Source organism: Collinsella sp. AM10-26, from assembly GCF_003472525.1.
Taxonomy (GTDB): domain Bacteria; phylum Actinomycetota; class Coriobacteriia; order Coriobacteriales; family Coriobacteriaceae; genus Collinsella.
The window spans coordinates 10,232-24,466 of the sequence record NZ_QRMC01000009.1; the positions used below are offsets into that span (position 1 = coordinate 10,232).

Consider the following 14,235-nt stretch of genomic DNA (forward strand, 5'->3'; position numbering starts at 1 on the left):
TTCAGCCCAATCGGACTCGGGTCGGCCTTTACACACCCTCTAAAAAATACGTATCTGAACCAACTGTCCAAGGGTATGTTTCACCCCCCCGGCAAAAGGCCTCCTGGCGAATCAAAATTCGCCAGGAGGCCCCATACAAAACGTGGGCGCCGTCGTTCGAATGAACGACGGCGCCCACACTCACTTTTTATTTAGCCCCAGTCATCGCGCAAAGCCCCTTCGGCAGCACGCGGTGCAGCCAAGTCACCGCAGGCCGGGGCGGGAGGGGCTGAGTTTCCTCCTGAGCGACTCTGCTTGCAGCCGGAGCGAAAGGGGGAAATCTCGGCCCCTCCCGCCCCGGCCGGCCAGGTCAACTACACCGTGTGCTGTGGCAGGTCCTGCAGGGCGATGACGTCCATACCCATGTCGTTGGCGCTGCCGTGACCCTGCTGGTCCTCGCGCACCGCCTCGATGGCACTCACGTATGTGTTGGCAGCGGACATCGCGGTCACGCAGGTCACGCCGCGGCGCACCGCCTCGGTACGCAACAGATAGCCGTCGCCACGCGAACCCGGGCCGTACGGCGTGTTGATGATCACCGCAATCTTGCCATCGGCGATAAGGTCGCCGATATTGGGACGCTCGCCGTCATGCGGGCCGCTGATCTTTTCCACGATTTCGCACGTCACATTGCCGCCGCGCAGCACGCGCGCCGTACCCTCGGTAGAGCAGATATCAAAGCCAAGGTAGCGCAGGATACGGGCGACCGAAAGGATGTGGCGCTTGTCGCGGTCGCACACGCTAATGAACACCTTGCCGCAGCTCGGGTCGGGCAGCTTGTAGTCAATCGCCAGCTGCGTCTTGGCATATGCCTCGGGATAGCTCTTGGCGATACCCATGACCTCGCCCGTCGACTTCATCTCGGGCCCCAGGATAACGTCGGCTCCCGGGAAACGACCCCAGGGCATAACGGCTTCCTTCATGCAGAACCAGTCCAGCTGACGCTCGTCGCTCGGCAGGCCCAGGCTCGCGATGGAATCGCCCGCCATGATACGCGCCGCGCACTTGGCCAGCGGCACGCCGGTGGCCTTGGAAATGAACGGCACGGTACGGCTGGCACGCGGGTTAGCCTCGATCACGTAGACGGTCTCGCCCTTGATGGCATACTGCACGTTGACCAGGCCGCGGACTCCCAGCGCCATCGCGATGCGGCGCGTAGTCTCGCGGAGCTTCGCCTGCAGGCTCTCGCTAAAGCTAAACGGCGGAATGCACGTCGCGGAGTCGCCGGAGTGGATACCGGCCTCCTCGATATGCTCCAGGATACCGCCGATGTAGACCTCCTCGCCGTCGCACAGGGCGTCGACATCGGACTCGATCGCACCCTCCAGGAAGCGATCCAGATACACCGGGTAGTCGGGGCTAATGCGCGCGGCCTCGGCCATGTAATCGCGCAGATGCTCGGCATCGTAGGCGATCATCATGCCGCGGCCGCCCAGCACGTAGCTCGGACGCACCAGCAGCGGGTAGCCGATGTGCGCGGCCACGGCCTCGGCCTCCTCAAACGAGGTTGCCTGGCCCGCCGGCGGGTACATAATGCCCAGCTTGTCGAGTAGGGCGGCAAAACGCTCGCGGTCCTCGGCAAAGTCGATGGCATCGGGCTTGGTGCCCATGATGTTCACGCCGCTCTCCTCGAGCATGCGCGCCAGCTTAAGCGGAGTCTGACCGCCGAGCGTCACCACGACGCCGTCGGGACGCTCAACATCGATGACGTCCATAACGTCCTCGTAGGTGAGCGGCTCAAAGTACAGGCGGTCGGACGTGTCGTAGTCGGTCGAGACAGTCTCGGGATTGCAGTTGACCATGATGGTCTCAAAACCGCGAGCCGCCAGCGCATAGCTCGCATGCACGCAGCAGTAGTCAAACTCGATACCCTGACCAATACGGTTGGGGCCGGCTCCCAGGATCATCGCCTTGGGCTTGTCCGCCGGCGTGGTCTCGTCGGGGGCAACGCACTTCTTGGCATCCGGGCTCGTGCGATAGATGTTCTCGTACGTCTTGTAGTGGTACTCCGTGGCGCTCGAGAACTCCGCAGCGCAGGTATCGACCGTCTTCATGCTGGGAACCACGCCCAGACCCTTGCGGTAGGCGCGCACAAAGCGCTCGTCCGAGCCGGTCAGCGCGGCAATCTCGGCATCACTCGTGCCATACTGCTTGAGCAGGCGCATCGCGTCGGCGTCAATGTCCTCCACACGCAGGCCGCGGATGCTCTCCTGGACCTGCACCATGTCGTTGATGCGGTTGAGGTACCACGGATCGATGCCGCAGATGGCATGGATCTGGGCGATGTCCCAGCCGCGGCGCAGGGCCTCGACCACAAAGAAGATGCGGTGCTCGGTCGGGGTTGCCACGGCTTGGGCGAGCTCATTGTCGCTCAGCTTATCGGCACCCTCCTTGCCACCGGCGCAAATACCCTGGTGTCCATCCTCCAGCGAGCGCATGGCCTTGCCAAAGGCTTCCTCGAAGGTGCGGCCGATCGCCATAATCTCGCCCACGGCCTTCATGCGCGTGGTGAGCGTGGGGTCGGTACCCTTGAACTTCTCGAAGGCAAAGCGCGGCACCTTGACCACGCAGTAGTCAATCGTGGGCTCAAAGCAGGCAGGCGTTGCCTTGGTAATGTCGTTGACGATCTCGTCGAGCGTATAGCCAACGGCCAGGCGCGCGGCGGCCTTGGCGATGGGAAAGCCCGTGGCCTTGGAGGCCAGTGCGGACGAGCGGCTCACGCGCGGGTTCATCTCGATGACGATCAGGCGGCCGGTCTGGGGGTTCACGGCAAACTGCACGTTGGAGCCGCCGGTCTCGACGCCGATCTTCTCCAAGATGGCGAGCGAGGCGACACGCATGCGCTGATACTCAAGGTCGGAGAGCGTCTGCGCCGGCGCCACGGTAATGGAGTCGCCGGTGTGCACACCCATGGGGTCGAGGTTCTCGATAGAGCACACGATGATGCCGTTGCCGGCGTGGTCACGCATGACCTCCATCTCATACTCTTTCCAACCCTCGATGGACTCCTCGACCAGCACCTCGTGGGCAGGCGAGAGCTCAAGGCCCTGGCTCACGATGGAGACGAGCTCCTCGTGGGTATGCGCGATGCCGCCGCCGGCGCCACCGAGGGTAAAGCTCGGACGCAGCACGCAAGGATATCCCACGCGCTCGGCGATAGCCTCGGCGTCAGCCACGCTGTAGGCATAGCCCGAGCGCGCGACCTCCAGGCCAATCTCGGCCATGGCCTCGTTAAAGAGTTTGCGGTCCTCGCCGCGCTCGATGGCGGCAAGGTCGCAACCGATCATCTCGACGCCGTACTTGTCCAGCGTGCCGTCTTTCGCCAGCTCGACGGCGGCGTTCAGACCGGTCTGGCCACCCAGCGTGGGCAGCAGCGCGTCCGGGCGCTCTTTCTTGATCACGCGCTCGATAAACTCGGCGGTGATGGGCTCGACATAGGTGCGGTCGGCAAGACCCGGGTCGGTCATGATAGTCGCCGGGTTGGAGTTAACCAGGATGACCTCAAAGCCATCCTCCTTGAGCACCTTGCAGGCTTGGGCGCCGGAGTAGTCGAACTCGCAGGCCTGGCCAATGACGATGGGACCCGAACCAATAACGAGGATACGCTTGATGTCAGTACGTTTCGGCATGTTTAAAACCTCCTAGAGAGGCTGACTCAATGTTTTGGAAAAGTCAGCGAGGGTGCAGCTGGTGCATCAGGTTGCCGTGATGCGAGGGCGCGCTGGGCTTATGCCCGCGCGTCCGAAGCAGAACGGCAAGATGATGTGCCAGATGCAGCCGCAGCGTCGATCGGTCCGCCGTTCGGCAGAACGGCGGAACCATCGTCGGCGAAATTCCAACCGGCAAGGCGGTCCTTCGCGGTGTCGATGTCCAGGTAGTTCTCCTCGCCGTCCATGAGTCGCGTAAAGGCGGTAAAGAGATAGTGGGCATCGGTGGGGCCAGGCGAGGCCTCGGGGTGGTACTGGACCGAGAAGCACGGGGCGTCGAGCAACTGGATGCCCTCGGCGGTGCCGTCGTTAAGGTTCACATGCGTCAGGCGAATGCGGCCAAAGCGCTCGTTCATCACGACCGGCGCGATGCCGCGGCGCACCCAGACGCGCAGATCTCCATCGGCCGCATGCTCGGTCTCGCCGCCGGAAAGCTCGGGGACAAGCTTGCCCAAGCTGGGGAACAGCAGGCCAAAGCCATGATTTTGCGCGGTAATCTCCACGCGACGGCTTACCAGGTTCATGACTGGCTGGTTGCCACCGCGGTGACCGAACTTAAGCTTTTCCATCTGGGCGCCGCAGGCCAGGCTGATCATCTGATGACCCAGGCAAATGCCAAAGACCGGCACCTTGCCGATCAGCTGCTGCACCTGCTCATAGGTCTCCACCACGGCGTCGGGGTCGCCGGGACCATTGGACAAAAAGACACCGTCGGGATTCATGTCGAGCACCTCACTCGCGGGCGTATCCCACGGCACGACGGTAAGGTCGCAGCCGGCACGGACCAGGCCCTCCAGAATGCCGCGCTTGACACCGCAGTCGTAGGCGACCACTTTGTGACGGGCAGGAGCGGCAGCCGCAAGCGCAAAGTCATGCGTGGCAGGCAGGTCACTCGCGGCAAAGACGTGGGGTTCAGGGCAACTTACGGTCTTGACCAAATTCTCGCCCACCAGTGTGGGCGCTGCGGCCAGACGCTCGGCAAGCTCGTCGACGTCGAAGATCTCGGTCGAGATAATGCCCATCTTGGAACCATTGTCGCGCAGATGGCGCACCAGAGCGCGGGTGTCGACACCCTCGATAGCGACGATGCCGTGAGCGCGCAGGTACTCCGGCACGCTGACGGCCGAGCGCCAGTTAGAAGGCGTGGTGCACATGTCGCGGACGATCATGCCGCGCATGGCGGGAGCGCTCGCGGGGCGAGCGGTATCGCCGGGGAAGGCCGACTGGACGTCGGTCTCGTCGATGCCGTAGTTACCGATCTGCGGATAGGTCATGGTTACGATTTGGCCGGCATAACTCGGGTCGGTCATAACCTCAAAGTAGCCCTCGAGCGAGGTATTGAAGCAGACTTCGCCGGTCGCGGTGCCCTCGGCGCCGCATGCACGTCCATAAAAAATGGTCCCATCCTCAAGATACAGGATGCAGGGACCGCAGGTGCCCTTGCTGGTTTTGGCCAGCATACGCTGGCAAAGCTCGCTGGGCGCGAAGGTGCGGGCGGCAGCGCCCGCGGTATGGTTGTTCGCCATAGTTCTCCTTCCCGGTCTCACAGGACCGGCTTAAAGGTGTGTAGTTAGGCCTCGCGGTATTGTAACCGCAAGCATCACTTATGGCGTTAATTTCATAGAATTGTTTACAAAATGATAATTATGACTCCCCATGCATAATGATTCACAACCGCCATCGGGTAGTCTTTTTGGGACGGGGCTATTTTAGCTGCCTCGGCTGCTAGCGCTAGCGTTTTGTCTGATTGACGGCCGGGGTAGCTAAAATAGCCCCGTCCCAAAAAGACTACCCAGAAAAATCATCCCGCGTGGGCTTGTGGCTCACGCGGGATGATGGCCTCCTACTTTTTCTTGTCCTGTTCCAGCAGATCGGACGGTGAGCGATCGGGCTTGCCGCCGCGGAAAATCTCGCGACCATGCAGACGATGTTCCAGGTCACGTTCGGCCTTTTCCTCGTCAATCTTGGTCTGGCTCACCACCGGGTCCTCAATCAACGACGACACCGAGTTCACCTGCTTCTGAATGCGCTCGGCGATGGTGTCATCCATACTCACGATGCGCATCTTCCAGTCGATACTCGTGGCGTTGGATGAACTCTTGGTCCACACGAACGTCAGAATGGCGCTCTGGTGGCCCTGGGCGGGAAACATGCCAAAGAAGGAATCGTGCTGAATGTTGCTATCTTCGTCGATATAGGCGTGCACGTTATACACCACGCGGTCAATCTTATCGTTGAGCAGCGCGTTGGTCGCAAGTGCCGCGGCCTGAATCTGCCCGTTGGACAGCAGTTCGAGCTCGTTGGCAGACGATGTGTCCAACACCGTTACCTCGACCGTGCCCGTACGCTCATCGGCCTCGTCGACGGAAAAGTCGAGCGGAAACTGCGTAAAGCCGTTGCCCCACTCAAGGCCGCCCTTCAGCGCCGTCGAAACGGTATCGACCGAAACGCTCTCGGACAGATTGGCGGTATTCAGACGGCGCATCACGCCGTAGCCGATCTGCATGCCCACGATCAGCACCAAAATACCGATGACCACGGCCATCGCGGTCTTCGTAATGGTATGGCTCACCTGCGAGCCCGAAGGATCGTCCTCGGACAGCGGGTCGATATGTTTTGCCTGGCTCGCGCGGTCCTCGCTGCGCAGCTGCGCTAGCGCCGCTTTGTCACCGCGCTTGGCCGCAGCCTCCTTCTCGCGCATGCGCTCGGTACGCTTTTTGGCAAGCGTAGGATCCAAGACGCCGGATGCATCGATTTCGGAGAATAACTCCGTCACCTCTTCCGGAGTCAAAGGGTTCTTGTCAGCCATAAACTTCCTGTCATACCAATCAGTCGAGCTCGTGCGCACGCGCACCTTCGAACTGCATTCGATAGTAACGGGCATAGGTGCCGCCACGGGCGAGAAGCTCCTCGTGCGTGCCACGTTCCACAACGCGACCATGCTCAACGGTCGCAATCTCGTCAGCATGCTTAATGGTCGAGAGGCGGTGGGCGATGATAATCGTGGTGCGGCCGCGCGCCAGCTCTTCGAGTGACTCCTGCACCGCCTCCTCGCTCTCGTTATCCAAAGCACTCGTCGCCTCGTCCAAGATCAGGATCTTGGGGTTCTTGAGAAACACGCGCGCGATGGCGACGCGCTGCTTCTGTCCGCCCGAAAGACGGCTGCCGCGCTCGCCCACGACCGTGTCATAGCCCTGCGGCAGCGACTCGATAAAGGCATCGATGTTGGCGCGGCGAGCGGCTTTGGCAATCTCTTCTGTTGTAGCGCCCGGCTTGCCGTAAGCGATGTTCTCGCCGATTGTTCCGTCAAACAGGTAGACATCCTGTTGCACCAGGCCGATGGCACGACGCAGGCTCTGTTGTGTCACATCGCGCACGTCCTGGCCGTCGATGCTAATGGATCCGGCGGCCACGTCATAAAAGCGCGGAAGCAGCGAACAGGTCGTGGACTTGCCACCGCCCGAAGGGCCAACCAAAGCGATGGTCTGACCAGGCCTGATGGACAGGTCCATATGGTCGATAACGGGACGCTCGTCGGCATCGCCCTCGCCCAGCTCAACATCCTCGTAGTTAAAGCACACGTCGTGATACTCCACGGCGCCGGCGGTCACCTGCAGATCCGTAGCGCCCGGCTTGTCCTGGATATCCGGCGCGGTCGAGAGCACCTCGTCCATACGCTTAAAGCCGGCGATAGCCTTCTGATACATCTCGGCGGAATTGACAAGCGTCTCGAGCGGCGTGCAGAACAACGAAATGTAGAGCGCAAACGTCGCCATATCGACTGCTTGCAGCTCGCCCTGAGCCACCAGCCAACCGCCGAGCAGCACCACGATCACGTAGAGCACGCCCGAGAGCAGGCCATACGTCGCGGTATAGACGCCCATGGCGTGGTACATGTTCTCTTTGGACGAAAGGTAGCAATCGTTAGAGGCACGGAACTTGGCGCGCTCGGTCTCCTCGTTGGCAAAGCTCTTGACTACGCGCATGCCCGCCAGCGAATCCTGCAGCTGCGCATTGATGCCGCTGATCTTTTTGCGGTTGTCGCTAAAGACCTCGCGCATACGCATGTTCTGCCAAAACATGATGACCGCAAACACCGCCGTCACCACGGCCATGGCAAGCGCCAACACCGGGGCGATGGTAAAGAGGATCACAAACGAGCCAATGATCTCGATGCCGCAGATGATGATCCACTCGGGCACGTGATGCGCCGCCTCGCAGATATCGAACAGGTCGTTGACCACGCGGCTCATCATGTCGCCCGAGCTGTTGCGGTCGAAGTACGCAAAGCTAAAGCGCTCATACTGGTCAAACAGGTCCTCGCGCATCTTGGACTCCATGCGCGCGCCCATCACGTGACCCCAATAGCTCACAAAGTAGCGGCAGGCACAGCGGACGGCATACATCAGCACCAAGCCCACCGCGATCATACCGAGCGCCTGCATAATGGCAGCCTGACCCTGGGTAAACAGCCCACCGGTCAGATTGCGCAGAATAATAGGAAACGCTAGGTCAATGGCGGCAAGCACCAGGGCGCAAACCGTATCGGCAACAAGAAGCCCCATCTGGGGCCTGTAATACGACAAAAAATGCTTCAGCATAATCACCTTACGCGGTTTTACCAAACCGCGTTTCGTCTCGACGCTGCAAGTGCCCCATTTGGACAATCTGGCCTTCAATCGTCGGTCGCGTATATCCATACGCTTCCCTCCTCTTTTAGGCCACCTCGTCTCAAATGGAGCACTTTCGCTGACTTACACAAACCAGCGAGGTCATAACCCCGCCTCAACAAAGTAACCGCTCGCTACAGTTCGGCTCCACCAAGGCGATGCGCGATGCTATCGCAGGCCAAGGCGCCCACGACGGTCTTGGCGTCTTCGATCTTACCGTCGAGTACGGCGTCGATCAGCTCGTGCAGCGGCACCAGGTCCACGTTGACAAACTCGTCATCGTCGGGATTAGGCGCGTCGAACTCGAGCTTGGTGGCCAGGTAGATGTGAATGATCTCGTCGCAGAAGCCGCAGGTCGTGACAATTGACGTCAAAAAGCGAATGCGACCGGCCCGAAAGCCCGTCTCCTCGTGCAGTTCGCGCTTGGCGCAATCGAGCGGATCCTCGCCCGGGTCGAGCTTGCCGGCGGGAATCTCGACCGTCACGCGGTCGATGGCGGTGCGGTACTGACGCACCAGCACAATCTTGCCGCTCTCGGTCAGCGCCACAACGGCCGCCGCACCCGGATGGCGAATGATGTCGCGGGCGCTGCGGTGGCCGTTGGGCAGCTCAACCTCAAGACGGTGGACGTCGAGGATCTTGCCCTTCCAGGCGCACTCCTCCGAGAGAATCTTCTCGTGTAGCTCGGCATCGTGCGGGTCGTCATCGCCCAGCACCAGCACCGGCTCGTCAGCAACCTCGCCGCCAGGCTCGCCCTCGGCGTGCCCATACACGCGGCTGTCCTCCTCGACGATCTGCGCGTCCACGAGCTCTTCGTTCTTATCGTCCATCCGTCTCATTCCTCTCGGACTTTAGGCATCCCAGGCGTCGCGGCCGCGCAGCGCGCGCAGGCCAATGTCATGACGCAGGGTCTTACCCTCAAAATCGATCTTCTCGCAGGCCTCGTAGGCAAGGTTGCGGGCGTTCTCAAACGTGTCGCCCAGCGCGGTCACGGCGAGCACGCGGCCGCCGTTGGTCACGAGCCGGCCGTCCGCCACGGCGGTGCCGGCGTGGTACACCGTCACGTTCTCCATGGCCTCGGCATCCTCGATACCGGTAATGACCTTGCCCTTCTCGTAGCTGCCGGGGTAGCCCGCGCTCGTCAGGACAACGGCCACGGCCCACTCGTCGCGCCAGTCGAGCTCAATCTGATCGAGCTCGCAGTTGGCGCAGGCCAGCATGACCTCGACCAGGTCGTTCTTAAGGCGCGGCAGCACGACCTGCGTCTCGGGGTCGCCAAAGCGAGCATTGAACTCCAGCACCTTGGGGCCGGCGGGCGTGAGCATAAAGCCGCCGTACAGGCAGCCGCGGTAGTCAATGCCCTCGGCAGCAAGTTCGGCAACGGTCTGTTCCATGACCGCCACCATGGTGGCGTGCTCCTCGTCGGTCACGATGGGCACCGGGCTGTAGACGCCCATGCCGCCGGTGTTGGGGCCCTTGTCGCCCTCGAGCGCGCGCTTGTGGTCCTGCGAGGTGGCCATGGGGCGCACGGTCTTGCCGTCGGTAAAGGCAAGCAGCGAGCACTCGGGACCGGTCAGCATCTCCTCGATGACCACGGTGTTGCCGGCATCGCCAAAGGTGCCGCCAAAGCACTCTCGCACGGCCTCCTCGGCCTGCTCAAGTTCGGTCGCCACGATAACGCCCTTGCCCGCGGCAAGGCCGTCGGCCTTGACGACCAGCGGGGCGCCCTGCTCGCGCACGTAGGCGAGAGCCGAAGCCTCGTCGGTAAACGAGCCGTAGGCTGCCGTCGGGATACCGGCGCGCTCCATGAGCTGCTTGGAGAACAGCTTGGAGCCCTCCATCTGGGCGCCCTCGGCACCCGGGCCAAAGCACGGAATACCCGCCGCGCGCACGGCGTCGGCCACGGCCGCCACGAGCGGAGCCTCGGGGCCAATTACCACGAGTCCGCATCCGTGGCTCTGAGCAAACGCCGCCACGGCCGCAGGATCGCAGTCGTCGAGAACAACGTTCTCGCCGCAGCTCGCGGTGCCGCCGTTACCCGGCGCAATGTAGAGCTTGCCGGCGCGCGGTGATGCTGCGAGCTTTGCTGCCAAAGCATGCTCGCGGCCGCCGCTGCCCAACAACAGGATGTCGATGGTTTGAGTGTCCGCCTTCAAGGGTGCCTCCTCTATGGATGAATGGCCCGCTCCGCGCGAGCCCTTTGCAAGCAAATATACCCCTCGGCCGCCCACTTGGGCTGCAAAGGGGTATATCGCAATAACCAAATGGTCCCGATTACTTCCAGAATCGGTTGATGATCTGCTCGCGACCAGCGCCAACGCCAATAAACGTCACGCGGGTGTGTGCCAGATCCTCGATAAACGCCACGTAGTCCTGGGCCTCCTGCGGCAGCTCGTCAAAGCTGCGGCAGCCGGTGATGTCGCACTTCCAGCCAGGGAGCTCCTCGTAGATGGGCTTGGCATTCTCAAAACGCACCTGGTGCTCGGGCACGCTCGTATAGCGCTCGCCATCGACGTCGTAGGCCACGCACACCTTGATGGTGTCGAAGGCCGAAAGCACGTCGAGCTTGGTCAGGGCAATATCGGTGAGGCCGTTGACGCGCGAGGCGTAGTTGGCGATGGGGCCGTCGAACCAGCCGCAGCGACGACGGCGACCGGTGGTCACGCCGTATTCATAGCCCTCCTCGGTCAGCGTGTGACCGGCCTCGGACTCATAGGAAAGCTCGGTGGGCATGGGGCCCGAACCGACGCGGGTGATATAGGCCTTCATGACACCCAGCACGCGGTCGACGTTCTTCATGCCCACGCCGGAGCCGGTGATGGCACCGCCGGCGGTGCAGTTGGAAGACGTCACGTACGGATAGGTGCCGTGGTCGATGTCGAGCAGCGTCGCCTGGGCGCCCTCAAACAGCAGGTCCTTGCCCTCATCGATCATGTTGTTGAGCAGCAGGCTCGTCTCGGTGATGTAGGGGCGCAGGCGCTCGGCCATCGGCAGGTACTCGTCGCAAATCTGGTCCACGGTGTAGGTGGGCAGGTTGTAGATGAGCTCGAGCTCGGGGTTCACACGGGCGAGAGCGGTCTCCAGCTTGTCGCGGAACAGCGCCTCGTCCAGCATGTCCTGCATACGCAGGCCAATGCGGGCCATCTTGTCCTGGTAGCACGGACCGATGCCGCGCTTGGTGGTACCGATGTTCTTCTTGCCGAGCTTCTGCTCAAAGGCGCCATCCAGATCGATGTGGTACGGCATGATGACATGCGCGTTACCGCTAATCTTGAGGTTCTTGGTGGTGATGCCGTCGGCCTCGAACATGTCGATCTCCTCAAGGACAACCTTGGGGTTAACGACGCAGCCGTTACCGATCACCGACACGTGGTCGGAATACATGATGCCGGAGGGCACCTGGTGCAGGCCGTACTTCTTGCCGTTGACGACGATGGTGTGGCCGGCGTTGTTGCCGCCCGAGTAGCGCACGACGGCATCGAAGTCGCCGGCGACCAGGTCGCAAATCTTACCCTTGCCCTCATCGCCCCACTGGGCACCGACCAAAACGGTTGACGGCATGTTTACTCCTTACATTCATGGACTGTCTACGCGCCACGCCGGCACGCAGAAGCACAAAACATTCCCAGTATACCCGTGCAACGGGCGCCTGTCCTACTCCTCGGCATGTGCCCCATCAAGCTCATAGAACTTGGTGGATGCCGGCAGGAACATCAGGTCGACGTCGCCGATCGGGCCCGAACGGTTCTTGGCCACGACGATACGCGTAACGCCCTCGTCGGGTCGATCGTCGCGTGAGGCTTCGGCCTCGTCGGCGGAGCGGTCCAAGAACATAACGATATCGGCGTCTTGCTCGATGGAGCCCGATTCACGAAGGTCGGAAAGCTGCGGGCGCTTGCCGGTACGGGATTCGACCTGACGCGAGAGCTGCGACAGCGCGATGAGCGGGATCTTGAGCTCCTTGGCCATGATCTTCAGACCACGCGACATCTCGGAGACCTCGACGGTACGGCTCTCGGAGCGGCGTCCCGGCGGAGGACTCACCAGCTGCAGGTAGTCCAGGATGATGATGGCCTTCTCCTTGTTGTGGAGCATGCGGCGGCTCTTGGCGCGAATCTCGGTCACTGTGGTGCCGGGCGTATCGTCAATCAGAATATCGAGCTTAGACAAGGTCTGCGTGGCCTCGTTGATATTGGCCCACTGCTCGGGGCTAATGCGGCCCATGCGGAAGTCACTGATCGAGATCATGGCGTAGGCGCAAATCAGACGCTGGGCAATTTCCTTACCCGACATCTCCAGCGAGAAGAAGCCGACGGTATAACCGGCAGCGGCAGCGTTGAGCGCCAGATTCAGGGCGAACGACGTCTTACCTACAGCAGGACGGGCACCGATAATGATGAGCTGACCCTCGCGGAAACCCATGAGCATGCGGTCGAGCGACGGGAAGCCCGTGGGCACGCCCGCAGCCTGGCCACCGGCCTGGCACACTTCCTCAGCCTCGTTATAGGCCTCGACCATAAACTCGGTCAACGTCTTGTAGCTCGACTTGACCTCGCGCGCCGTGACCTTGAGCAGCTTGCTCTCGGCCAGCTCCACGACCTCCTTGGTGTCGGTAGGAGCGTTATAGGCCAGCGCGTTGATCTCGTTGGTGGCACCGATCAGCTCGCGCAGCATCGAGTCGCGACGGACGATGGCGGCATGGTGCTGCCAGTTCACGAGCGACAGAGTCTGACCCATCAGCTCCAAAATGTACGCCTCGCCGCCCACGGCATCGAGCTTGTTGATGCTTCGCAGGTAATCGATCAGCGAGATGGAGTCGATGGGAATGCGGCTGTTGTACATATCGACCATCGCGGTATAGATGGTCTTATGAATGGGCCGGTAGAAGTCATCGGGCTGCAGCTCGACCTGGGCCTCCTCGACCACCTCGGGCGATAGCAGCATGGCGGCCAGTACATTGGCCTCTGCATCTTGGTTTTGGGGAAGACCCAACTTTGAGCCGCGGTCCTCAACCGTCAGCCCGGTCTCCCTTTCGTCATATGCCATGAGCATCCTCATTCATATCGCTTGCGAGCATCCATAGTATCAGCCACGGTCCCAAAACGCGCCACGCGCCGCCAATCATCACCGAACGAAACGGATGAACGGTCCCGTATATAGGACTTCGACGCAACGTTCACCATGACACTCACTCAGCGCAAAAAACAAAAGGGCGCCCCGGTTTCCCAGAGCGCCCTTCTTAGAACAAGATTGTTGCGTTGCAGCAAATGCTACTCGGCAGCAGCCTCAGTCTCGACCTCGGCGGTCTCGGCCTCGGCGACCTCAGCGGCCTCCTCGACCTCAGCCTCGGCAGCGAGCTCCTCGGCGGTAACGCCGACGAGAACGACAACCTCGGCCTTGATCTCGCGGTACAGCGAGATGGCAACGGTGTGGGCACCGGCAACCTTGATGGGCTTACCGAGCTCGACGCGCTTGCGGTCGATGTCCATACCGAGCTGAGCCTTGATGGCGTCAGCGATCATAGCGGCGGTAACGGAGCCAAAGAGGATGCCCTCGTCGCCGACCTTGACGTCAACGGTGACCTGCTTGCCCTCGAGGGCAGCCTTGGTCTCGTTGGCGGTAGCCAGACGGACGGCCTCGCGCTTGGCGATGTTGTTGCGACGCTCGTCGAGCTGCTTGAGGTTGCCCTTGGTGGCGGCAACAGCGAGCTTCTTGGGGAACAGGAAGTTCTCAGCGTAACCCTGAGCGACCTCTACGACGTCACCCTCGCCGCCCTTGCCCTTGATCTCATCGAGAAGAATAACCTTCATGATGCGTCT

Annotated in this window: 9 protein-coding genes; all 9 read right to left on the bottom strand. The window is 61.6% G+C overall.

What is annotated here, in order from left to right; translation table 11 throughout:
• Window positions 1-353: 353 nt before the first annotated feature.
• On the bottom strand, window positions 354-3,668 hold the full coding sequence (gene carB / locus DW123_RS08450) for a carbamoyl-phosphate synthase large subunit (RefSeq protein WP_118273625.1): 3,315 nt from the start codon (window positions 3,666-3,668) through the stop codon (window positions 354-356).
• A gap of 98 nt (window positions 3,669-3,766) precedes the next feature.
• Window positions 3,767-5,272, bottom strand: a complete 1,506-nt coding sequence (carA, locus tag DW123_RS08455; protein ID WP_233505199.1) for a glutamine-hydrolyzing carbamoyl-phosphate synthase small subunit — start codon at window positions 5,270-5,272, stop codon at window positions 3,767-3,769.
• Window positions 5,273-5,589: 317 nt separating this feature from the next.
• On the bottom strand, window positions 5,590-6,555 hold the full coding sequence (locus tag DW123_RS08460; RefSeq protein ID WP_117743350.1) for a hypothetical protein: 966 nt from the start codon (window positions 6,553-6,555) through the stop codon (window positions 5,590-5,592).
• 19 nt (window positions 6,556-6,574) lie between these two features.
• The gene (locus DW123_RS08465) at window positions 6,575-8,347 is read right to left on the bottom strand and encodes an ABC transporter ATP-binding protein (RefSeq protein ID WP_118273626.1); all 1,773 of its coding nucleotides are present in this window, start codon (window positions 8,345-8,347) and stop codon (window positions 6,575-6,577) included.
• 203 nt (window positions 8,348-8,550) lie between these two features.
• Window positions 8,551-9,246, bottom strand: coding sequence for an NUDIX domain-containing protein (locus DW123_RS08470; RefSeq protein ID WP_199406603.1), 696 nt, complete (start codon window positions 9,244-9,246; stop codon window positions 8,551-8,553).
• Between the two features lie 21 nt (window positions 9,247-9,267).
• The gene (gene purD / locus DW123_RS08475; RefSeq protein WP_118273627.1) at window positions 9,268-10,572 is read right to left on the bottom strand and encodes a phosphoribosylamine--glycine ligase; all 1,305 of its coding nucleotides are present in this window, start codon (window positions 10,570-10,572) and stop codon (window positions 9,268-9,270) included.
• Window positions 10,573-10,690: 118 nt separating this feature from the next.
• The gene (locus DW123_RS08480; RefSeq protein WP_118273628.1) at window positions 10,691-11,977 is read right to left on the bottom strand and encodes an adenylosuccinate synthase; all 1,287 of its coding nucleotides are present in this window, start codon (window positions 11,975-11,977) and stop codon (window positions 10,691-10,693) included.
• Window positions 11,978-12,070: 93 nt separating this feature from the next.
• A complete protein-coding gene (gene dnaB / locus DW123_RS08485) occupies window positions 12,071-13,468 on the bottom strand; it encodes a replicative DNA helicase (RefSeq protein ID WP_117734797.1) in 1,398 nt (465 codons plus the stop codon).
• 218 nt (window positions 13,469-13,686) lie between these two features.
• Window positions 13,687-14,226 (bottom strand): 50S ribosomal protein L9, encoded by a 540-nt coding sequence (gene rplI, locus DW123_RS08490; RefSeq protein ID WP_089572584.1) that lies wholly within the window; start codon window positions 14,224-14,226, stop codon window positions 13,687-13,689.
• Window positions 14,227-14,235: the final 9 nt, after the last annotated feature.